Raw genomic sequence first — 22,072 nt, forward strand, 5'->3', positions numbered from 1 at the left:
AAACGTAGGAAAGTCTGTATTACCCCATTACAGGCCGCTCAGTGCTGGATCCGGGAGACGGTCGGAGTCCGGGCGGAGCCGCGTCGGGGGAGCCTGCTCTCCGGCCGGCGGCCTCGCCGAGCGCCACAGCCGGACGAAGGACAGCACCGCGGCCGCCGCCAGCAGCGCGTTGCGGGCCAGCATCAGCAGACAGCCGGTCCAGGTGCCGCCCACGACCTCGCGGTAGAGCATCGGGTAGGCCAGCGAGCTGAGCGCGCTCGCCGCGAGCAGCAGCACGGCCACCGGCCGCTGGCTGGTGTGCCGGGACGTCAGGCACACGGCGGCCAGGCCCAGCAGCCAGATCAGGTACTGCGGGCTGATGACCCGGCTGGTGACGGTGAACAGCAGCACCGCGGCGAGCGCGGCGTCGTACGGGGTGGCCGGACTCCAGTGCCGGGCCCGCAGCCGCCACAGCACCAGCAGCCCGAACGCGGCCGCCGTGAGCCCGAGGGAGAGGGTGGCCACGGCGTGCACGTACGGGCCGACCAGCTCGATCGCGCCGTACTGGTAGCGGGGCCGGCCGGGCCAGCCGGCATGGCGCGCCAGGTTGAGCGCGGTGCCGCCGAGCGACTCGATCTGCACGCCCCGGCCGCCCTGCTCCCGCAGGAACGCCAGCGGACGGCTGAACGAGACGGCGAGGAGGGCGAGGCCCATACCTCCGCCGGCCGCCGCCCAGCCCCACGACCGGCGGGTCGCGTCACCCCGGGGCGTCCCCAGCAGCACCAGCGCCGGCCACACCTTCACCAGCGCCCCCAGCGCCGCGAGGACGCCGCCCGCGCGCGGGGAGCGCCCCGACGCCAGCAGGGCGGCCACGGCGAGCGCGGTCACCTGCACGTCGTACCGGGCCAGCGGGATGTGCAGCAGCAGCGGCAGACCGCAGGTCCACAGGGCCGCGCCGAGCAGGCTCCCGCCGGGCCGAGCCCCGGCCCGGACCAGCGCCGCCGCGACGAGCGCGTCCGCGGCCAGCGCCAGCGCCACGAACGACTGGAAGTACGTCAGCCACGGCAGCGCACCCGGCGCCAGCAGCACCACGCCCGCGCCCGGCGGGTACTGCCAGGTGCTGTCATGGGCCGGGAAGGCGCCGTGCGACAGCACGCCGTACCAGTGGAAGTACAGCCGCCACACCTCGCGCGGCACCGCGCCCCCGCCCAGCAGAGGCGAACTGTCGTGCGTGAGCAGCCACGACATCAGGGCGCGGGTGACGAGCCAGACGGCGGAGAGGGCGAGGACCGGGCCGGGGGTGACACGGAGACGGTTCATCACGCGCGAGCCTAATCCGGGCGGATGGTGTATTTGTGCCGATACGCCGTCATTCCCCGGCAAAGATTGGCTAATCGCAAAAGATCGGGCCGTGGTCAACCTCGGGTCTCCTCTGAAACCGCAGCCGCACGGCGAGACGCAAGCGGCGGCCGCCGTCCCCGTGGCCGGGCCCGCCCGGGTGCCGGGACGCGTCCGGCGGGCCGCCGCCGTCGGCGTGCCGGCGCTGGTGATGCTCGCGGTCGGCTGCTGGCGGCTCGACCGGGGCGGGATGTGGCGCGACGAGGCCGTCACCTTCCAGGTGGCCCGCCGTACGGTGCCGCAGATCTGGCGGTTGCTGCACGACGTGGACGCGGTGCACGGCCTGTACTACCTCCTCATGCACGCCGTCCTGGCCGTGCACCCCGGCGAGGTCGTCCTCAGGCTGCCGTCGGTGTGCGCGGCGGCGCTGACCGCCGGCCTGGTCGCCGCGCTCGGCGCCCGGCTCGCGCGCCCGCGCGTCGGGCTCTGGGCGGGGCTGCTGTACGCCGTCTCGCCGATGGCCGGTCACTACGCCCAGGAGGGCCGCTCGTACGCGCTGGTCGCGGCCGGGGCCACGGGCGCGACCCTGCTGCTCGTGCGGGCGGTGCGCGGCGGCACCTGGTGGGCGTACGGCGCGGTCGTCGCCCTGACCTGCTGGCTGCACGAGTTCGCGGTGCTGCTGCTCCCGGCCCACGCGCTGTCGCTGGCGCTGACCCGGGTGGCGCCGCGGGTGTGGCGGGGCTGGGGGTGCGCGGCGGCGGCGGCCGGGCTCGGGCTGCTGCCGCTGGTGCTCGTGTCCCGGACCCAGTCGGCGCAGGTGGCGTGGCTGCGCACGCCGACGCGGGCGACGGCGCGGGGGCTGCTGCGCACCTTCCTCGGGCCGACGGACGGGGTGTTCTGGGTGTGCCTGGGTCTGGCCCTGGTGGGGCTCCTGGCGCTGGCCGGGCGGCGGGGGGAGCCGACGTGCGCGGGGATCGCCGCGCCGCTGGCCGTGGTGCCGCCGGCCGTGCTGATGCTGGTGTCGCAGGTGTCGCCGCTGTACGTCGACCGGTACGTGCTCTACGCCCTGTCGGGGGCGCCGCTGCTGGTGGCCGCCGGTGCCGACCGGCTGCTGCCGCTCCGCACCCGCACCCCGCTCGCCGCCCTGGCCGGCGCCGTCGCCGTCCTCCTGGCCCTCACCCACCAGCTCCCGCTGCTCCGCGCCGACCGCGACCCGGCCCGCCGCCCCGACGACCTCGCCGCCGTCGCCCGGGCCGCCGACCGGAAGCTGCGCCCGGGGGACCCGGTGCTGTTCCTGCCGGCGCGGACGCGGAACGCGGCCCTGGCCTACCCGGCGGCCTCCCGCGGCGCACGGGACCTGGCGCTGGCGGAACCGGCCGCCGGGTCCGGGACCCTCTACGGGCGGGAGGTGGGACCGCTCGACCTGCGGCGCCGGATGGCCCAGTTGAAGCGCGTCTGGGTGGTTGCCGACCGGGGGCTGCTGGCCGGGCGGTGGACGCCGGGCAGCCCGGTCGAACGGACCAAGGCCGCCCTGCTGGCCCGGGATTTCGCGGTGGCCGAGGAGTCCGTGCGGGACGAGGTGGCCGTACGGCTCTACGTCCGCCGGGCCCGTCCCGGCCTCAGCGGGGCCCCGGAGCCTGCGCCGGCACCGCCGCGTCCAGCGCGCCGGTGAGCCGGTCAAGGCGCTCGCGCAGCTCGCCGATCTCCGCCAGGTCGAAGCCCGTGGCCGTCGCGATGCGGCGCGGCACCTCCAGGGCCCGCTCACGCAGCGCCGCGCCCTGCCCGGTCAGCCGTACCGACACCGAGCGCTCGTCCCGCGCGCTGCGCTCACGCGTGACGAGTCCGGCCGCCTCGAGCCGCTTGACCAGCGGCGACAGGGTCCCGGAGTCGAGCCGCAGGTGCTCCCCGAGCTTCTTCACCGGCAGATCGCCGTGCTCCCACAGCACGAGCAGCACCAGGTACTGGGGGTAGGTGAGCCCGAGGTCCTTGAGGATCACGCGGTACACGCCGTTGAAGGCGCGGGAGGCCGCGTGCAGGGAGAAGCAGATCTGGCGGTCCAGCCGCAGCCACTCGGAGTCCGGGGCGGCTTCGGTGGCCGGCGGGGTCGACGGGGTCGGCGAGGCGCTCATGGCTCCAGGGTAGCTCTCTCCCGCCATTCAGTTGTGCACAATTTAATTGTGTGCTCTACTTGCAGCCGTGAGGCGGCCCCGACCGGAGCCGCCGGAACGCAACCGACTTCCAGAGGGATGGTCTTCATGGACGCGCTCTACACCGCTGTCGCCACCGCCACCCACGGCCGCGACGGCCGTGCCGTCTCCTCCGACGGCAAGATCGACGTCAAGCTGGCCCCGCCGGTGGAGCTGGGCGGCGACGGCCAGGGCACCAACCCGGAGCAGCTCTTCGCCGCCGGTTACGCCGCCTGCTTCGGCAGCGCCCTCGGCCTCGTCGGCCGCCAGGCGAAGGTCGACGTCACCGACGCCGCGGTGACCGCCGAGGTCGGCATCGGCAAGCAGGGCGAGGGCTTCGGCCTGAAGGTGACGCTGCGCGTGGAGCTGCCCGAGAGCCTGGACGAGGCGACCGGCCGCAAGCTGGTCGAGACCGCCCACCAGGTCTGCCCCTACTCCAACGCCACCCGCGGCAACATCGAGGTCGACCTCGTCATCGAGTAGCCGGACCCGTCACCGGCGGCCGGCCGGCCTCGTCTCAGGGGCCGGCAGCGGGCCGCCGACCGCCTGGCCGGGGATCCGCACGGACCCCGGCCCGGCCGGCATGCTCTCGCCGAGCAGCAGCGTCCGCACCACCCGCTCGGCGGCCCGCCCGTCGTCGAACTCGCAGAACCGGGCGCGGAAGTCCGCCCGCAGCCGCCGCGCCTCCTCGTCCCGCCACGCACCGGACGTGAACAGCCGGGCCAGTTCCCGCTCGGAGCGGGACACATGGCCCGGCGCCTGCGCCGTGACGTCGAAGTACGCGCCCCGGCTCGCGGTGAACGCGGCCCAGTCGTCGGCGTGCACCACGATCGGCCGGTCCAGGACGGCGTAGTCGAACATGATCGCGGAGTAGTCCGTGACCAGCGCGTCCGAGGCGAGCATCACCTCCTCGACGTGCGGCTCGTCCGTCGCGTCGACCAGCACCCCGCGCCGGGCCAGCTCGGTCAGGCCCATGCCGCGCGCCGGACCGGCCGCCAGCGTCGGGTGCAGCCGGACCACGAGGGTGCTGCCCTCGCCGAGGTCCGCCGCGAACCGGGCCAGGTCGATCCGGTCCACGTGCCCGCCGCGCCGGTAGTCCCGGCGGGTCGGCGCGTACAGCACCACCGTGTGGTCCGCCGGGATGCCGTGCCGCTGCCGGAAGCCGGAGCCCGCCCCCTCGGCCGCGCCGGCCAGCACGTCGTTGCGCGGGCTGCCGGTGCGCACCGAGGTGAAGTGGCAGGGGTAGGCCCGCTCCCAGACCAGCTCCGAATGCCGGTTGGCGACCAGGCTGTAGTCCCAGCGGTCGGCCCGGCGCAGCATCTGCGGCACGTCGAAGCCCAGCCGGGCGCCGGGCTTGCCCAGCAGATCGGCCCCCATGTACTTCAGCGGGGTGCCCTGGTGGGTGTGGATGTGCACGCTGCCGGGCCGTTTGACCAGCGCGCCGGGCCAGTTGACGTCGTTGACGAAGAACCTGGCGCGCGCGGTGATTTCCAGACAGCGCCGCGAGTCCACGAGCACGTGCTCGACGCCGGCCGGCAGCCGCGCGGCGGCCTCCTCGTCGCGCACCACCCACACCCCGCGCAGCCCCGGGGCGATCTCCAGCGCCTTGCGGTAGACGGCGGCCGGGTCGCCCAGCACACCCCGGTGCGAGGACGCCGAGTACACCACCAGGTTCTCGTCCAGCGGCCGGTGCGCGTGCAGCCGCGCCCAGCCGCGCCGGGCCCGGGCCCCGACGGCCCGCCGGGCCGGCGCCGCCCGCCGCACGGCCTCCCGCCCGGCCCGACCCGCCTGCCGCTTCAGCAGGTACCGCGCGTAGCCGCCCTCCAGCACCGCGACCTCACCGTCCACGAGGGCGCCCTCGGGCCGGTACCGGCGGAACATCTCCGCCGTGCGCCGGAAGAACTCGGCCCGGTCCGCCGGGGGCAGCCGGTCCGGCTTGGCGAGGACGTCCAGGCAGTGCTCGCCCATCTTGCGGTGCAGGTACGGCCGCCAGGCCGCCAGCTCGGGGCGCCCGTCCACGAAGGCGAAGACCCGCTCGTACTGGTCGTGGATGTCGAAGTGCTTGCGGCTGGTGGTGGACAGGATGTTGCCCTGCCTGCGCTGCCGGTAGTTCAGGCAGATCCGGTCCAGCGCGGCGATCCGCCGGGCGCTGAGCATCACCGGGAAGGTCCAGGGGGTGTCCTCGTAGTACCCGGGCGGGAACTCGAAGCCGTTCTCCTCGACGAAGCCGCGCCGGTAGACCTTGTTCCACACCACCATCAGCAGGTCCAGGATCTCCGGCCGGCCGGCGGCCGTGAACGCCTGCGCGCCGGCCTCGGCCAGCACGTGCGCCAGGGCGTTGCGCCGGGTGCCGCCCCACCAGTAGGTGCGCGCGTAGTCGAAGACCAGCACGTCCGGGTCGTCGGCCTCCGCCAGCCGGTCGGCCATGGCGCCCAGCGCGCCCGGAGTCAGCGTGTCGTCGCTGTCCAGGAAGAACAGGTAGTCGCCGGTGGCGTGCGGCAGTCCCGCGTTGCGGGCCCGGCCCAGACCGGCGTTCTCCGGCAGGTGCAGCACCCTCACCCGCGGGTCGCGGGCCGCGTACTCGTCCAGGATCGCGCCGCAGCCGTCCGGGGAGCGGTCGTCCACGGCGATCACCTCGAAGTCGCCGAAGGACTGCTCCAGCACCGAGTCCAGGCACTCGCGCAGGAAGCCCTGCACCTTGAAACAGGGGACGATGAGACTGAAGCGGGGCACGGGTCAGCTCCTCACGAGGGTCGCGGCGGCGGGGGCGGGGACGCGCTCGGCGAGCGGGGTCACCGGTGCGATCGCCTCCGGCGGCTCCCCGAGCAGCACCCGCCGTACGACGCGTTCGGCGGCCCGCCCGTCGTCGAACTGGCAGAACCGCTCACGGAACGCGCTCCGCAGCGCCGTGGACTCCGGGCCCGCCCAGGAGCCGTCGCGGAAGATCCGGGCCAGCTCGCCGGGGGTCCGGGCGACCGGCCCCGGCGGCCCGGCCGGCAGGTCGAAGTAGACGCCCCGCGTCTCCCGGTAGACCTCCCAGTCGTCGGCGTACACCACGATCGGCCGGTCCAGGTTGGCGTAGTCGAACATGATCGACGAGTAGTCCGTGACCAGCGCGTCCGCCGCCAGGCACACGTCCTCCGAGGAGCGGTGCGCGGTGACGTCGATGACCCGTCCGGAGCCCGCCGGGCGCCCCACGTCGTAGAAGTAGTGGGCGCGCAGCAGGACGACGACGTCCTCGCCGGCCGCCTCGCAGAACGCCTCCAGGTCCAGGCCGGGTTCGAACCCCGTGTGGTGGTCGCGGTGGGTCGGCGCGTACAGCACGGCCGTCGCGCCCTCGGGCACGCCCAGCTCCCGGCGGACGCGGGCGACGTCGTCGGCGGTCGCCGTGTAGTAGACGTCGTTGCGCGGATAGCCGTACTCCAGGTGCTCGTACGAGCCGGGGAAGGCGCGCTCCCACATCTGGGTGGAGTGGCTGTTGGAGGACAGGTTGAAGTCCCAGCGGTCCACCCGGCCCAGCAGCTTGGTGTAGCTGCCGGACCGCGCCGCCACCACCGGGTACGTCGACTGGTCGACCCCCATCGTCTTCAGCGGGGTGCCGTGCTGGGTCTGCAGGTGCACGCTGCCCGGCCGCTTCACCACGCCCTCCGCGAAGTTGGCGTTGTTGACCAGGTACGTGGCCCGGGCCAGCACCTCCCAGTAGCGGCGGGAGCCGATCACCGCGTGGTCGACGCCCTCCGGCATCGCATGGACGTGGTCCGCCTCGACCAGGAACACCGAGCGGATGTGCGGGGCGAGCTCCCGGGCCTTGGCGTGGACGGCGGCCGGGTTGCAGGCGTATCCCCGCCCCCAGTAGGCGCAGAACACCGCGAGCCGGGGGTCGAGGGGCCGGCGCAGGTCGCGTGCGTAGCGCAGCCGGGTGCGCACCATGCGCGGGCGCGGCAGCCGCTCGGCGGCCCGGGAAGCCACCCGGTTGGCGCCCCGCAGCGCCCGGAACGCGGTGTACGCGCCCGCCGCCAGCAGCCGGTGCTGCACCCCCAGGCTGCCCGCGGGCCTGCGGTGCCCGGCCGGCCGGTGCGTCCGGTGGAGCCGCCCGGCCCGGCGGAAGAAGGCGCGGTGCCCGGAGGGCAGCCGCTCCGGGCGCGACGCCGTCTTCAGCACGTGCGCGAAGAGCTGGTCGAACAGGGGCCGCGCCCGCTCGGCGGACAGCCCCGCCACGGCGGCCCGGGTCAGCACCAGTTCCACCTGGTCCAGCAGCGTGTGCTGGTGCGGCCCGGGCAGGTTGAGCCGGCTGCCCTGGCGGCGCGACCGGTGCCGTACGACGGCCCGGCGCAGCACCGCGATCCGCCCGGCGGCGATGCCGGTCAGCCCGCTCCAGCCGAGGTCGGTGAAGTGGCCGTCGGGGAAGAGCAGTTCGTGCTCGGTGAGGAAGGCCCGGCGGTAGGCGGTGCCCCACACCGGCAGCCGCACGCCGGTCAGCTCCGGGCACCGGTCCGGGGGGAAGGCACCCTTCGGCGCCTTCGCGAGCAGCGGCGCGGCCGGGTTGGCCGGCTCGCCCTCCCACCAGGGCGTCCGCTCGTGCTCGGTGTACATCACGTCGACGCCCGCGGTCTCGGTCAGCCGCGCGTCGAGGGCCGCCAGCGCACCCGGCAGCAGCAGGTCGTCGCCGTCGAGGAACAGCACGTACGCGCCGCCCGCCGCCCGCAGCCCGGTGTTCCGCGCCCCGCTCAGACCGGCCGACGGCGGCGAGTGGACCGGGTTCACCCGCGAGTCCCGCTCGGCGTGCGCCGCGGCCACCTCGGCGGCCGGGGAGTCCGGTGCGTCGCAGACCGGGATCAGCTCGAGGTCGCCGAAGGACTGGCCGAGGACCGAGTTCAGCGCCTGGGACAGCCGGCCGGCGACCCCGTGGGACGGGACGATGATGCTGAAGCGGGGCATTCTGCTCTTTTCGTTGGCTTACCGACACGCGTCTGCCCGCCGACGCGACTCGGCCGTCCGGCGGGACGCCAGGTGGACGGCCGGACGGGAGTGGGCCGCGTCGTGCCGAGGGGCATGGGAACTCCCGGAATGACCAACGCTGTTCAGCGGCTCTCGGTGACGGGGTGCGGGCCGGAAGGTTGCGGCACGGTGACGAGCGGGGAACGCGGCGGCGCCGCCGCGGCCGACGGCGCCGGCCTGCGTTCGGCGAGCGGGATGAACGCCGGCAGCCCCTCCGTCTGGCCCAGCACGACCCGCCGTACGACCCGTTCGGCGGCGTGCCCGTCGTCGTACGGGCAGAACCGCTCCCGGAAGGCCGCCCGCAGCCGGCCGGAGCCGGAGTCCCGCCACCGGCCGGTGGCGAAGACGTCGATCAGCTCGTCCTCGCCGGCGGCGACCGCGCCCGGCGGGAAGGCGCGCAGGTCGAAGTAGACGCCCCTGGTCGCCGCGTAGGTGTCCCAGTCCCCGGTGTGCACGACGATCGGCCGGTCGAGGCAGGCGTAGTCGAACATCAGCGACGAGTAGTCGGTGAGCAGCGCGTCCGAGGCCAGGCACAGGGACGCCACGTCCGGGTGCCCGGAGACGTCGATGATCCGGCCGTCCGCCACCGGGGAGCCGGCGTGCGGGGCGGGGGAGCGGTCGAGGACGACGAAGCGCGGACCGAGCCGGCGCTGGATCAGCTCCAGGTCGAGCAGCGGACGCTGGGTGCGGAGGTGGTCGCGGTGCGCGGGCGCGTACAGGACGGCGACCGCGCCCTCCGGGACGCCCAGCGACTCGCGCAGCCGGGTGACGTCCGCGGAGGTGGCCCGCTGGAGGACGTCGTTGCGCGGGGAGCCGTACTCCAGCGTGGTGTAGCGGCCCGGGTACACCCGCTCCCAGGTCAGGGTGGTGTGCCGGTTGCCGGACAGTACGTGGTCCCACTGGTCGACGCCCCGCAGCAGCTCCTCGAAGTCGGTGCCCCGGGCGGCCGCCGGGCGCTCCTGCAGATCCAGGCCCCGGTGGCCGAGCGGGGTGCCCTGCTCGGTCTGGACGAAGACCTGGCCCGGGCGCTTGCGCAGTCCGGGGCCGAAGTGGGCGTCGTGCACCAGGTACTTGGAGCGGGCCAGCGCCGTCCAGTAGCCGGCCGTGCCCGGGAGCAGCCGGCCCGCACCCGGCGGAACCGCGTGCCGGTGCTCGGGGCGGGCGACCCAGGCCGTGCGGATGTGCGGAGCGTGCGTGCGGAACGCCTCCTCCAGCGCGCCCGGCCCGCCGCCGGGCCCCTCCTGGGCGGCGAACACCGCGCGGTCGGCGCGCAGCGGCAGGCGGAGCTGGACCCGGTAGTGCAGCCGGAGCGCACCGGCCCGGAGGGCGCGGGTGAGCCTGCGCGCGTGCGTCAGCGAGCGGCGCCGGAGGGCGGCGGCCAGGCGCAGGGCGCGGAAGGTGCGGTGCAGGCCGAAGCGGACCAGGGCGTGCCGCAGCCGGGAGCGGGCCGGCACCGCGGCGCCGGGGACGCGGTAACGGCGGTAGTGGGCCCGGGCGCGGCGCAGGAACTCGGCGCGGCTGCCGCGCGGCAACCGGTCCCGGCGGGAGAGGACCGTGACGTAGTGGTCGATCATCCGGCCGAACAACTCCGCACGCCAGCGGTCCAGTTCCGGATGCCGGTCGACGTGGGCGAACACCCGGTCGTACTGCTCGAAGACGTCGAAGTGCCTGCGGCTGGTGGTGCCCAGGATGTTGCCCTGCCGGCGCTGCCGGTAGTGCACGCACACCCGGTCCAGGGTGGCGATCGACTCCGCCGCCATCAGGGCCGGGAAGGTCCAGGGAGTGTCCTCGTAGTAGCCGGGCGGGAACGACAGGCCCCGCTCCTCGACGAAATCCCGCCGGTACGCCTTGTTCCAGGCGACCATCAGCACCCGCAGCAACCCCGGACGGTCCTCGAGGCGGAACGGCGCCGGGCCCCGCTCGGTCAGCTGGGCGGCCACCTGGTTGCGCACCGCCTCGCCCGTCCAGAAGGTGCGCGCGTAGTCGAAGACCAGGAGGTCCGGGTCGCCGGTCTCCTCGATCCGGTCGGCGATCGCCCGCAGCGCGCCCGGGGTGAGGGTGTCGTCGCTGTCGAGGAAGAGCAGGTAGTCGCCCGTCGCCCCGGCCATGCCGGCGTTGCGGGCGCGGCCCAGGCCCTGGTTCTCCGCCAGGTGCACGACCCGCACGCGGGCGTCGCGGGCCGCGTACTCGTCGGCGATCGCGCCGCAGGCGTCCGGCGAGCAGTCGTCCACGACGATCAGTTCGAGATCGGGGTACGACTGGGAGAGCACCGAGTCCAGGCACTCGGAGAGGTACGCCTGGACCTGGTACGCGGGGACAATCACAGTGAACCTGGGCACGGGACATCCATGGGTCGGTCGGCACGGGCGTCTGGCCCGGGAACGGCCGATGGAGTGAATTGGTTACGGCGTGTACGGCGTTCGGGGGACACCGCGAACGCACGCACCGGCCGCACGCCGAGGGGCGGGCCCCGGCGGGCCCGCCCCAGGAAAACCGTGCTGTCGGTGACTACTTGACCGCGCCCGCCATCACTCCGGACACGAACTGCCGCTGGAACGCGAAGAACACCGCCAGCGGGATCACCATCGAGATGAACGCGCCGGGCGCCAGCACGTCGATGTTGTTGCCGAACTGCCGTACCTGCGTCTGCAGGGCGACCGTGATCGGCTGCGAGCCGGACTTGGTGAACACCAGGGCGACCAGCATGTCGTTCCACACCCACAGGAACTGGAAGATGCCGAGGCTCGCGATCGCGGGCCCGCCGAGCGGCATCACCACCCGTGTGAACAGCCGCAGTTCACCGGCGCCGTCCAGCCGGGCCGCCTCCAGGAGCTCCCTGGGGATCTCCGCGAAGAAGTTGCGCAGCAGGAACACCGCGAACGGCAGGCCGAAGCCGACGTGGAACAGGATCACCCCGAGGATGGTCCCGAACAGCCCTATCTTCCCGAACAGTTCCGCGATCGGGATCAGCGCCACCTGCACCGGGACCACCAGCAGGCTGACCACGCCGAGGAACCACCAGTCCCGGCCGGGGAACTCCATCCACGCGAAGGCGTAGCCCGCGAGCGAGCCGATCACCACGACCAGGATCGTCGCCGGGACCGTGATCAGCACGGTGTTCACCAGGGAGTTGGTGATGTCGCCGTTCTCCAGCAGCTTCTGGTAGCTGTCGAGGGTCAGCTGGGACGGCTTGGCGAACACCTGCCACCAGCCGCTCGCGCTCATGTCCTCCGGCGCGCGCAGCGAGGAGATGAGCAGACCGATGGTCGGCACCAGCCAGAACAGGCCCACGAGGAGCAGGAAGAAGCGGACCAGTCCGCCGCTGAGCCGCCCGGTGATCCGCGCGGCCCACGACTGCCGGGCCCGCACGGCCGTGTCGGTGGGTGTCACCTTCCCGATCCTTCCGGCAGTCGCCGTCATCCCCGCACCTCCCGCCTCAGCCGGCGGATGTCGCTGTGCCCTCCCGGGGGACGACCCCCGGACCCCCGGCCGTGCCGAGGCGCACGCGTCCTCATCGCCGCACCTCCCGCCTCAGCCGGCGGATGTTGAACAGCATCACCGGGATCACCAGCAGCAGCAGGAACACCGCGATCGCGCTGGCGATGCCGGGCTGGCCCTCCGCGAAGCCCTTGCGGTACAGCTCCAGGGCCAGCACGTTGGCGTCGTCCTGGGAGGAACCGGGGGCGATGATGTAGACGAGGTCGAAGACCTTCAGCACGTTGATCATCAGCGTGACCACGACCACCGCGAGGACCGGCGCGAGCAGCGGCACGGTGACCTTGCGGAACACCTGCCACTCGTTGGCGCCGTCCACGCGCGCCGCCTCCAGCAGCTCCCGGGGCACGCCCGCGAGCCCCGCCGCGATCAGCACCATCGCGAAGCCCGCCCACATCCACACGTACGACCCGATGACCGCCGGGGTGACCAGCGCCGGGCCGAGCCAGTCGACGCCGTTGTACGGCTCCTTGAAGTTGCTCGCCGGCAGCCGCAGCAGCGCCCCGTCGGCCGCCGCGGGCAGTGTGAAGGTGCCGTCACCGGCCGCCTCGGTGGAGGCCACCACCTTGCCGTCCTTCACCGCCTCGATCCGCATCCCCGCGTAGCCCAGTTCGGACGGGTCCGGCGAGCCCAGCCTGCCGACGCCCTTGCCGCGCGTGAAGTCCTGCCAGGCGGTGCCGGTGACCTTCCCCGGCTCGGCCCCGGCGGCCGCGGCCTTCTTCGCGCCGTCCGGCATCTGGTCCGGCGCCACCCCGACGAGCGGGAGCGTGACCGGCTGCCCGGCGCGCACGGGGGCCGAGGTGACGAACCCGCCCGCGTCCGCCTTCAGCGGCGAGTCACGGCCCGGGTGCGCCTTCGGGAACGCCGACGACTGGGCGAAGGTGTCGTGCACCCCCACCCACACCGCGTTGGCGACGCCCTTGTCCGGGTCCTGGTCGTACACCAGCCGGAAGATGATCCCGGCCGCCAGCATCGAGATCGCCATCGGCATGAAGACGACCAGCTTGAACGCCGTTCCCCAGCGGATCCGTTCGGTCAGCACCGCGAAGATCAGACCGAGCGCGGTGGAGACCGTCGGCGCGAACACCACCCAGATGATGTTGTTCCTCAGGGCCGTGCGGATGCCGTCGTCCGTGAACAGCGCCTTGTAGTTGTCGAACCCGGCGAAGCCGTCGCCGGAGGCGTTGTAGAAGCTGCGGACGACCGAGTACCCGATCGGGTAGACCACGAGCGCGCCGAGCAGCACCAGGGCGGGCAGCAGGAACAGCGCTGCCACGGCCCTGCGGGTGCCGGTCACGCTCTTGCGGCTCTTGGGCGCGGCCGGGCCCGGTGGGGCCCCGGCCGCCGCTGCCGACGCCATGGCCGGATCAGCTCCCGTTCCCGTACGCGGCCGCCGCGTCCTTCTCGAGCTGTGCCTGGGTGCCCGCCACGTCCTTCGGGTTCTTCAGGAAGTCCTGCAGGTCCTTCCACTCGCCCTTGCCGGGGGTGCCGCCGAACGCCTGCGGGGCCTGGTCGGACATGTCGAAGCGGAAGTCGTCGCCGGAGGCGATCAGCGCCTTGGCAATGGTGCGCTGCACCTCGTTCGGGTACGCCAACTCCGCCACGTTCTTGTTCGGCGAGAGGTAGCCGCCGAGCTTGGCCTGGATGGTCGCCGCGTCCGGGGAGGCCAGGAAGGTGGCCAGGGCCTGCGCCGCCTTGGAGTCCTTCAGCACGACGGCCGCGTCACCGCCGGAGACCACCGGCGCGGTGGAGCCCACGGCGGGGAACGGGAACACCTTCGCGTCCGTGCCCACCTTCGCCTTGGTGTCGCCGATGTTGACCTGCGCGAAGTCGCCCTCGTAGACCATGGCGGCCTTCGGCTGGTCGCCGCCGGTGAAGGTCTGCGTGACGGAGGCCGGGAACTCGGTCTGCAGCGCGCCGTCCGCGCCGCCCGCCACGTAGTCCTTCTTGCCCCAGATCTGGGCGAGCGTGGTGAGCGCCTGCTTCACCGACGGGTCGGTCCACTTGATCTTGTGCTGGGCGAGCTGGTCGTACTTCTCCGGGCCGGCCTGGGAGAGGTAGACGTTCTCGAACCAGTCCGTCAGCGTCCAGCCGTCGGCGCCGCCGACCGAGAACGGGGTGACCCCGGAGTCGTACACCGCCTGCGCGGTGGTCAGCAGGTCCTGCCAGTTCTTGGGCTCCTTGGCGCCCGCGTTCTCGAAGGCCTTGGCGTTGTACCAGATCAGCGACTTGTTGGCGGCCTTGTAGTAGACGCCGTAGCTCTTGCCGTCGACCTTGCCGATGTCCTGCCAGCCCTGCGAGTAGTTCTTCCGCAGCTCCTTGAGCGCGTCCGCGCCGAGCGGCTTCGCCCAGCCCTTCTGCACGGCCTGCTTGATCGCGCCCGGCTGCGGCAGCAGCGCCACGTCCGGCGGCTGACCACCCGCGATCTTGGAACCCAGGAAGTTGATGATCGGGTCCTGGGCGGGCACGAACGTCACCTTCGCGCCGGTGCGCTTCTCGAACTCCGCGAGGACCTTCTTGAAGTTCGCCTGTTCGGTGCCGGTCCAGACGGCGGCGACCTCGAGCTTCTCGCCGTTCAGCTTCGGCAGGGTGAGGGTGGAGCCGGTGGCTCCGCCGCCCGTGTCGCCGTCGCCCTTCTTGTCGCTGTCGCCGCCGGAGCAGGCGGACAGCGCGAGGGCTCCCGCGACCAGTGCGGCGAGTGTGGTGACGGCCCTGTGTGTCCGGATGGTGCCGCTGTTGCTGCGCATCACTTCCCCGTTCGTCGTTCTCCGTTGAACGTCAGAACTCTGTCCCGTCCGGTCCGGTCTACGCCGGGCCGGACGGGGGCGGCAAGAGCGCCTGCGCCGTCCAGCGGTCCATCGTGACCGGCTCGTGATCAACGGGGTATGCGCGGCCGCCCCGGGGCGGTCCGTCAGAGCAGCGAGGGCACCTCCGCCGCGGCGACCTCGCGGGCCGCCCGCTGCACCGCGCTGGCCAGCAGGGCCAGGTCGGTCGGGCCGTTGCCCAGTTCCCGCACCGGCCGGCGGGCCGGCGGATCGCCCATGCGCTGCCACTCCAGCGGCACCACCGTGGGCCGCTGGGTCGCGGTGCGCGGGATACGGCCGGTGACCCGGCCGCCCTGGAAGCCGACCGCCCGTCCGTCCGGGTACGTCAGCCGGCCCCGCCCCGGCGCCGGCTCCCCGCCGGGCTCGCCGGCGCGCTCGGCCGCGGCGGAGCCCGTGCGTCCGGCGGCCGGCGCGTCCAGCGTGATGCGCAGGGTGGCCCTCCTGGCCGGTTCCGTCTCCGCCGTGCGGCCGCCCGTGCCGGCCGTCGCCACCAGGTGCACCCCGAGCCGCTCGCCCTCCCGGGCCACCGCCTCCAGCGCCCGCAGCACCGAGCCGGCGGCCGGCCGGCCCGGCGAGCCGAGCGCGGGGGACACCAGCGCGTCGAGGTCGTCGACGACCACCACGAGCCGGGGCAGCGGCGGCGCGGCCTCGGCGCGCTGCCGCGCGGCGGCGCCGGGCCGCAGCCGCAGCGTGGAACTGGGCGGCGTCTCTATGTCCCCGGCCGCGTCCGCCGTGCCGGAACCGGCGGCGGCGGTGCGGCCGTTCGGCCCGCGCTGCGCGACGATCCGGCCCGGCATCTCGCGCCCGGTGTGCCACTGGACGAAGTCCGCCAGGCCCAGCAGCTCCGCACGCCGCTTCAGCTCCGCAGTCAGCGACTGCGCGAACTCCCGCATGCGCACGGGGTCGTTGGCGATGAGGTGGGTCGTCACATGGGGTATGTCGGTGCAGACGCGCAGTCCTTCGCCGCGCCCCGCGCCGGTGCCGACGCCGTCCCGGCCGTCGATCAGCACCATGCCCAGCCGGTCGGGCCGTTCGGCGGCGGCGAGCGAGGCGGCCACCGTCCGCAGCAGTTCGGTACGGCCGCTGCCGGCCGGCCCCTCGATCAGCAGATGCGGCCCGTCGGCGACCAGGTCGACGGTGAGCGGTCCGTGCGGCCCGGCGCCCAGCACCGCCCTGGCCCGGCCGGCCGGGGACGCCGTGTCGTCGGCCGCGTCCGCCCAGCGGGCCATCAGCGAGGCCGGGGTGGCCCGGGCCAGACCCAGTTCGTCCAGCAGCCGCGCGGACGTCGGCAGCGGTACGGCCACGCGCGCGTGCGGCTCGGCGAGCGGGCCGTCCGGCCGCAGCGGAGCCAGCGCCCGCGCGAACCGCTCGGCCCAGGCGGGGGAGACGGCGTCGACGGTGGCGAGGGTGCCCGGGCCGACCGGACCGGTGGGCGCGACCCGCATCAGATGGAGGGCGCCGGCGACGTCACCGCCGAGCAGGGCGACGGCCCCGCAGTGCCGGAAGGTGGGCGTGGCCTCGCAGGCGGTCTCGTAGGTCCGGGTGACGGGGGAGGCGGCGGAGGCGGGCTCGGTCTCGGCGAGGCACACCACGTGGATCCCGGCCCGCGGCCCGGCCACGGCCAGCCGCGCCAGGGACTCCCGCAGGGCCGCGCCTCCGGGATCCCCGTCCACGACCACGACCGTGTACGGCCCCGGGAAGCCGCCGGTTCCGGCCGGGCCGGCGTCCTCCCTGGCCCACGAGGGGCGGCGGGCGGCCGTCGGGGCGTCCGCGGGTCCGGTGGCGGCCGGCGGCGGGACCGGGGTGGCGTCGCCGGCCGTGTCCGGTCGGGCGCCGCCCGCCGGTGCGGTGAAGGCGGCCGCCGTGCCGAGCACCGTGCCGGTGGCGGAGGCCGGTCCGGCGGGGAGGGCCGGGTCCGGGCCGGGGTGGTGGCCCGGGCCGGGGTGGGCGTCGTGCCGCCGCTGACCCGGTACGGAGGCGGCGCCGGGGTGCGCGATGCCGCCGCTCCCGGGGACGCCGTGCTCGGTCGAAGTCGAAGTCGAAGCCGAAGCCGTCCGGGGCGGGGCCGGCTGGGCCGTGCCGCGGCCCGTCGCCGCGTACTCCTCGACCCGGCGCAGCAGTTCCTCCGTGCGGGCCGCGGCCTGCTCGCGGTCGTGGGCGAGCAGCAGCCGGCAGTCCTGGCCGTGGCCGGGGCGGACGTGCGGCAGCCAGCCGAGCCAGGACCACTCGGCCGTGCGCTCCTCCACCGGGCGGGCGCGGTCCGCGCTGATCAGCACGATCTCCAGCAGGTCGGGGGAGTGCAGCGCGGCGAGCTGGGCCAGCACCGCCCGGGCCAGCCCGGACAGCCGCGGGCGCGGCCCGGCCAGGCCCAGCGCGCCCGCCTCGCGCAGCGCGGCGGTCACCGGCACGGCGGGCAGCACGCCCGAGCCGTCCGGCGCGCCCCGGTCCGCCGTGCCGAGCCGCACGGTCAGCGCCTCCGGGTGCCCGGGGCCCCGCTCCCACAGCCGGGGGCCCGGACCCAGCGCGGTCAGCAGCAGCGCGGCCGGGTCCGGCCAGGTCTCGGGCCGCTGGGGGGCGCCGGTGTGCGCGGCGGCGGTCCCGCCGCCCGCCGCGCCGTACTCCTCCGGCGGGCCGGCCGGCTGCTCGCCGCGCCCGCCCGCCAGCCGGCGCGCCCAGGCGCCGAGCCCGCCGCGCCGCCGCACTCCCGGCGGCACGTCGGTGCCCCGCAGGGGCGTGCCCTTACGGGTGCCGTGGCCGGCGTCCTCGGGGAACTCCGGACCGCCGGGCAGGCCGACGCCGTGCGGTCCGGCGTGCGTGTCGCCGCCCGCGCCGTACGGAGCGTCCAGGCGCTCCGCGCTCGGCGCCTCCGCCTGCCCGGGCACCAGGGGCTCGACCCGGGTGTGGTCGTGGCCGACGGCGTGGTCCGCCGTGCCGTACGCGTGCCGGGTGGGCCCGTCCGGGTCCGGGCCGCCCGCGGCGGCCGGCGGCTCCACGCGCGCGTGCTCCTCCGGGCCGCCCGGGAGCACCCGCAGGCACCCCTCCCCGTCCGGCACCGTCGCCGTGCGCGCCCCGGGTCCCCCGGACGGCGTAACGCGCAGGGCGGACTCGCCGATCCGCAGCAGCGCGCCCGCGGGGAACCGCACCGGGCGCTCGCCCACGCGCGTGCCGCCCAGGGTGGTGCCGTTCGTGGAGCCGAGGTCGGTGACCGAGACCCGGCCGTCGGCGCCGACCGTGACCGCGCAGTGCAGCCGGGAGACGTCCGGGTCGTCCAGCGGGACGTCGGCGTCGGCGGAGCGGCCGACGGTGATCCGGCCGCCGTGCAGCAGATGGACCCCGCCCGCGTCCGGCCCGGCGACCACGTGCAACTGGGTCGGGGCGTCGTCCAGTTCGGGATGCGGCTCGGGGGCCGCCGGGGCGCCCAGGGACAGCACGGCGCCGTCGACCAGCGGGGGCTCGCCCAGGACGCGGCGGCGCGCGTCCAGCCGCTCCGCGCCCGCGTACAGCACCACGGGGGCGCCGCCGGTGTCCCGGCCCGCGCCGCCCTCACCGGCGACCGCCGCGGCCAGTCCCGACGCCACCGCGGCCAGATCCGTGCCCGCGGGCGCCGTCACCAGCACGTCGCGGCTCACGGCGCGGCCCCGCTGCGGGGACGGGCCCAGCGGATCTACGACGGTCAGCCGGATCTGCATCGCCGTCAGCGGTCCCTTCTGCCCGGGCGCGGACTACCCCACCCCCCGCACGAGCACGTCGGCCAGTACTGCACGCATCCTCGCACCTGTCACTGACAACGTGCCCACGACCCGGTACCAAGTGATCTTGATTGGTCAGCTCTGCCCCCAAAAGTGCCTGACCAGTGGTGCGCCGATGATCTGTTGAGATCGGTCACGTGCGGCGCCCGGCAACCAGGAAGCGGAGGCGAGCGTCTTCCCTTGGAACCAGGAGCCCTGGGCCGGACCCCGACAGGCGGGGTCCGGGCGGACCGGCGAACATCGTCGGGAACGCTTACGTAGTGCCCAGTGGACCGGCACTACAGTGGGCCGGAACACCAGAACACCGGCAAGCAAGCAGCAGGGAGCGCGTGACGTGCGGCCAGTCGGCAGCAAGTACCTGCTCGAGGAGCCGCTCGGACGCGGCGCCACGGGCACCGTCTGGCGTGCCCGCCAGCGCGAGACGGCGGGTGCGGAGGCGGCCGTGCCCGGCCAGCCGGGCGAGACGGTCGCGATCAAGGTCCTCAAGGAGGAGCTGGCGAGCGACCCGGACATCGTGATGCGCTTCCTGCGCGAGCGGTCCGTCCTGCTCCGGCTCACCCACCCGAACATCGTGCGGGTGCGCGACCTGGTCGTCGAGGGCGATCTGCTGGCCCTGGTCATGGACCTCGTCGACGGCCCCGACCTGCACCGCTACCTGCGCGAGAACGGCCCCTTCACGCCCGTCGCCGCCGCGCTGATGACCGCGCAGATCGCCGACGCCCTCGCCGCGAGCCACGCCGACGGCGTCGTCCACCGCGACCTGAAGCCCGCCAACGTGCTGCTCCAGCAGTACGAGGGCCGCATGCACCCGATGCTGACCGACTTCGGCATCGCCCGCCTCGCCGACTCCCCGGGCCTGACCCGCACCCACGAGTTCGTCGGCACGCCCGCGTACGTCGCGCCGGAGTCCGCCGAGGGCCGCCCGCAGACCTCGGCCGTCGACGTGTACGGCGCCGGCATCCTGCTGTACGAGCTGGTCACCGGCCGTCCGCCGTTCTCCGGCGGCAGCGCCCTCGAAGTGCTGCACCAGCACCTGAGCGCCGAGCCGCGCCGCCCCTCCACCGTCCCGGACCCGCTGTGGACGGTCATAGAGCGCTGCCTGCGCAAGAACCCCGACGAGCGGCCCAGCGCCGAGAACCTCGCGCGCGGGCTGCGGGTCGTCGCCGAGGGCGTCGGCGTGCACGCGAACGCCGCCCAGATCGCCGCCGCCGAGGGCGTGGGCGCCCTGCTCGCCCCCGACCCGGCCCCGGCCGCCGTCCCCGGGGTGCCCGGCGCCGCCGACCCCACCCAGGTGCTGCCGACGAACGCGCCGCAGGGCGGGTACGACCCCAACTCCGCGACCAGCGTCCTGCCCCACACCGGCGGTCCGGCCGGCGCCGCCGACCCCACCGCCGTACTGCCGAACACCGGCGCCGCGGACCCCACGGCGGTGCTGCCGAACACCGGCCCGCAGGGACAGCGGCCCGACCAGCCGCACCCCTGGCAGAACCAGCTCCGCGCCGCCCGGGACCGCAACGAACAGACGCAGGTCCAGTACCTCGGCCCCGACGAGGACCCGCTGCGCCGCCGCCCCCAGCGCCAGGTCGCCCGGCCGCAGCAGCAGCCGCGCCAACCCCAGCAGGGGCGCCCGCAGCAGCCGCAGCAGCGCGGCCGGCAGCAGCCGCACGCCGGATACGGCTACCCGGACCAGCCCCAGCAGTACGCCCCGCAACGGCAGCCGCAGCGGCAGCCCCAGCGTTACGCGCCCCCCGCCCCCGAGCCGCAGCGCCCCGCGCGCGAGCCCCGGGCGCCGCGGCAGCGCAGCGCCAACCCGATGAAGATCCCCGGACTCGGCTGCCTCAAGGGCTGCCTGTTCACGATCGTCATCCTGGTCGTCGCGAGCTGGCTGGTCTGGGAGCTGACCCCGCTGCACACCTGGGTCGGCCAGGGCAGGGGCTACTGGTCCCAGCTCAGCGACTGGGCCGGGCAGGTGGGCGACTGGATCAAGCAGCTCGACAGCTCCTCCGGCGGCGGCAACTGAACGCGAGTTTGGGAATTTGTCGACATCCGGCGGGTGATTTCCGCCTCGGCGGTGAAGGTTGGCTCGCTCGACGCGTAGTTTTGTCGCCCGGGGGTCCCGGTCTGTCGGCCGGGGGCCCGGGGGTCGTCCCCCGGAGTGGCGCAGGGGCGACAACACGCGTCGGTAGGAGCAGTCTTGGCACGGAAGATCGGCAGCCGGTACACCGCCAACCAGATCCTGGGGCGGGGCAGCGCCGGCACGGTGTGGCTGGGCGAGGGACCGGAGGGGTCCGTCGCGATCAAGCTGCTGCGTGAGGACCTGGCGTCCGACCAGGAACTCGTCGGGCGTTTCGTGCAGGAGCGCACCGCGCTGCTCGGCCTTGAGCACCCGCACATCGTCTCCGTACGCGACCTGGTGGTCGACGGCAACGACCTGGCCCTGGTCATGGACCTGGTGCGCGGCACCGACCTGCGCACCCGCCTGGAGCGCGAGCGGCGGCTCGCGCCGGAGTCGGCCGTGGCGATCGTCGCGGACGTCGCCGACGGGCTCGCGGCCGCCCACGCGGCCGGGGTCGTCCACCGGGACGTGAAGCCCGAGAACATCCTGCTCGACATGCAGGGCCCGCTCGGCCCCGGCGGGGCCCACCCGGCGCTGCTCACCGACTTCGGCGTGGCCAAGCTGATCGACTCTCCGAAGCGGACCCGCGCCACGAAGATCATCGGCACCCCGGACTACCTGGCCCCGGAGATCGTCGAGGGCCTGCCCCCGCGCGCCGCCGTGGACATCTACGCGCTGGCCACGGTCCTCTACGAACTCCTCGCCGGCTTCACGCCGTTCGGCGGCGGCCACCCCGGCGCGGTGCTGCGCCGGCACGTCACCGAGACCGTCGTACCGCTGCCCGGCATCCCCGAGGAGCTGTGGGCGCTGCTCGTGCAGTGCCTGGCCAAGGCGCCCGCCTCCCGGCTGCGCGCCTCGGAGCTGGCGGCACGGCTGCGGGAGCAGCTCCCCCTGCTGGCCGGCATGCCCCCGCTGGACGTGGACGAGCCGGACGCGGACTCCGCCGACGAGACCGAGGACCAGACGGCCCAGGACCCGGGCGCGGGCGAGCCGGTGCGGCGGCGGGGCGCGGTGTCCCTGGTGCAGGGCGTCCGCCCCGACTCCAACCGGGACACCCACACCTCGATGCGGGTGCCGGCGCCCGACGAGCTGGCGGGCGGGGCCCACGGCACGGCGCGGGTCCCGCGCGCGCCGGGAGCGCCCCGGCCGGGCTCGGCCCGGCACCGGGCCGCGCTGCGCCGGCGCCGGATCACGCTGGGCGTGGCCGGGGTGGTGCTGGCCGCGGCCGTCGGCGTGGGGGCCTGGGCGGCGACGTCGGGCGACGACGAACCCCCGGCGGGCACCCACAGCACCTCGACGCCGTGACTTCCGGCCGGGCGGGGGCGGCGCCGGTCGCCCACAGGTTCGGCCGGGCCGTCCTGCTCTGGCCGCTCGGCGGAGCCGTTA

The 22,072-nt window shown here is 75.0% G+C and carries 13 protein-coding genes; 4 read left to right on the forward strand and 9 right to left on the reverse strand.

Annotation, left to right across the window (positions count from 1 at the left end; all coding sequences use genetic code 11):
- Positions 1 to 27 precede the first annotated feature (27 nt).
- Positions 28 to 1,299, reverse strand: a complete 1,272-nt coding sequence (locus ACFYU0_RS34125) for a glycosyltransferase 87 family protein (RefSeq protein ID WP_351665351.1) — start codon at positions 1,297 to 1,299, stop codon at positions 28 to 30.
- A gap of 229 nt (positions 1,300 to 1,528) precedes the next feature.
- On the opposite strand from ACFYU0_RS34125, the gene ACFYU0_RS34130 reads away from it, so the two are divergent.
- Entirely contained in the window at positions 1,529 to 2,989 is a 1,461-nt protein-coding gene (locus tag ACFYU0_RS34130; RefSeq protein ID WP_351665426.1) for a glycosyltransferase family 39 protein, read from the forward strand.
- On the opposite strand, the gene ACFYU0_RS34135 is transcribed toward ACFYU0_RS34130, so the two are convergent.
- A complete protein-coding gene (locus ACFYU0_RS34135; protein WP_389306234.1) occupies positions 2,937 to 3,446 on the reverse strand; it encodes a MarR family winged helix-turn-helix transcriptional regulator in 510 nt (169 codons plus the stop codon). The two genes, ACFYU0_RS34130 and ACFYU0_RS34135, sit on opposite strands and share 53 nt — an antisense overlap.
- 126 nt (positions 3,447 to 3,572) lie before the next feature.
- Here ACFYU0_RS34135 and ACFYU0_RS34140 point away from each other — a divergent pair, with 126 nt between their 5' ends.
- Positions 3,573 to 3,986, forward strand: coding sequence for an organic hydroperoxide resistance protein (locus ACFYU0_RS34140; RefSeq protein ID WP_351665347.1), 414 nt, complete (start codon positions 3,573 to 3,575; stop codon positions 3,984 to 3,986).
- 9 nt (positions 3,987 to 3,995) lie between these two features.
- Here the strand turns inward: ACFYU0_RS34140 and ACFYU0_RS34145 are convergent, their stop codons facing one another.
- From ACFYU0_RS34145 to ACFYU0_RS34175, 7 genes are all read right to left on the reverse strand, one after another.
- The gene (locus tag ACFYU0_RS34145) at positions 3,996 to 6,236 is read right to left on the reverse strand and encodes a CDP-glycerol glycerophosphotransferase family protein (RefSeq protein WP_389306236.1); all 2,241 of its coding nucleotides are present in this window, start codon (positions 6,234 to 6,236) and stop codon (positions 3,996 to 3,998) included.
- 3 nt (positions 6,237 to 6,239) lie between these two features.
- The gene (locus ACFYU0_RS34150; protein WP_389306238.1) at positions 6,240 to 8,441 is read right to left on the reverse strand and encodes a CDP-glycerol glycerophosphotransferase family protein; all 2,202 of its coding nucleotides are present in this window, start codon (positions 8,439 to 8,441) and stop codon (positions 6,240 to 6,242) included.
- Between the two features lie 143 nt (positions 8,442 to 8,584).
- Positions 8,585 to 10,840, reverse strand: a complete 2,256-nt coding sequence (locus tag ACFYU0_RS34155; protein ID WP_389306240.1) for a CDP-glycerol glycerophosphotransferase family protein — start codon at positions 10,838 to 10,840, stop codon at positions 8,585 to 8,587.
- A 169-nt stretch (positions 10,841 to 11,009) separates the two neighbouring features.
- Positions 11,010 to 11,921, reverse strand: a complete 912-nt coding sequence (locus ACFYU0_RS34160) for a carbohydrate ABC transporter permease (RefSeq protein ID WP_389306242.1) — start codon at positions 11,919 to 11,921, stop codon at positions 11,010 to 11,012.
- A gap of 91 nt (positions 11,922 to 12,012) precedes the next feature.
- The gene (locus ACFYU0_RS34165; protein ID WP_389306244.1) at positions 12,013 to 13,356 is read right to left on the reverse strand and encodes a carbohydrate ABC transporter permease; all 1,344 of its coding nucleotides are present in this window, start codon (positions 13,354 to 13,356) and stop codon (positions 12,013 to 12,015) included.
- 7 nt (positions 13,357 to 13,363) lie between these two features.
- On the reverse strand, positions 13,364 to 14,743 hold the full coding sequence (locus tag ACFYU0_RS34170) for an ABC transporter substrate-binding protein (protein WP_389306246.1): 1,380 nt from the start codon (positions 14,741 to 14,743) through the stop codon (positions 13,364 to 13,366).
- Positions 14,744 to 14,907: 164 nt separating this feature from the next.
- On the reverse strand, positions 14,908 to 18,510 hold the full coding sequence (locus ACFYU0_RS34175; RefSeq protein WP_389306248.1) for an FHA domain-containing protein: 3,603 nt from the start codon (positions 18,508 to 18,510) through the stop codon (positions 14,908 to 14,910).
- A 394-nt stretch (positions 18,511 to 18,904) separates the two neighbouring features.
- Here ACFYU0_RS34175 and ACFYU0_RS34180 point away from each other — a divergent pair, with 394 nt between their 5' ends.
- A complete protein-coding gene (locus ACFYU0_RS34180) occupies positions 18,905 to 20,590 on the forward strand; it encodes a serine/threonine-protein kinase (protein WP_351665333.1) in 1,686 nt (561 codons plus the stop codon).
- A gap of 174 nt (positions 20,591 to 20,764) precedes the next feature.
- Positions 20,765 to 21,991 (forward strand): serine/threonine-protein kinase, encoded by a 1,227-nt coding sequence (locus ACFYU0_RS34185; RefSeq protein WP_389306250.1) that lies wholly within the window; start codon positions 20,765 to 20,767, stop codon positions 21,989 to 21,991.
- The last annotated feature ends 81 nt before the right edge of the window (positions 21,992 to 22,072 follow it).

Source organism: Streptomyces sp. NPDC003720 (assembly GCF_042875075.1).
Taxonomy (GTDB): domain Bacteria; phylum Actinomycetota; class Actinomycetes; order Streptomycetales; family Streptomycetaceae; genus Streptomyces.

Bases quoted from the DNA above. Each gene is read 5' to 3' on its own strand.
- ACFYU0_RS34125 (WP_351665351.1), bottom strand. From the start codon at position 1,299: ATGAACCGTCTCCGTGTCACCCCCGGCCCGGTCCTCGCCCTCTCCGCC.
- ACFYU0_RS34170 (WP_389306246.1), bottom strand. From the start codon at position 14,743: ATGCGCAGCAACAGCGGCACCATCCGGACACACAGGGCCGTCACCACA.
- ACFYU0_RS34130 (WP_351665426.1), top strand. From the start codon at position 1,529: ATGCTCGCGGTCGGCTGCTGGCGGCTCGACCGGGGCGGGATGTGGCGC.
- ACFYU0_RS34135 (WP_389306234.1), bottom strand. From the start codon at position 3,446: ATGAGCGCCTCGCCGACCCCGTCGACCCCGCCGGCCACCGAAGCCGCC.
- ACFYU0_RS34175 (WP_389306248.1), bottom strand. From the start codon at position 18,510: ATGCAGATCCGGCTGACCGTCGTAGATCCGCTGGGCCCGTCCCCGCAG.
- ACFYU0_RS34150 (WP_389306238.1), bottom strand. From the start codon at position 8,441: ATGCCCCGCTTCAGCATCATCGTCCCGTCCCACGGGGTCGCCGGCCGG.
- ACFYU0_RS34160 (WP_389306242.1), bottom strand. From the start codon at position 11,921: ATGACGGCGACTGCCGGAAGGATCGGGAAGGTGACACCCACCGACACG.
- ACFYU0_RS34140 (WP_351665347.1), top strand. From the start codon at position 3,573: ATGGACGCGCTCTACACCGCTGTCGCCACCGCCACCCACGGCCGCGAC.
- ACFYU0_RS34165 (WP_389306244.1), bottom strand. From the start codon at position 13,356: ATGGCGTCGGCAGCGGCGGCCGGGGCCCCACCGGGCCCGGCCGCGCCC.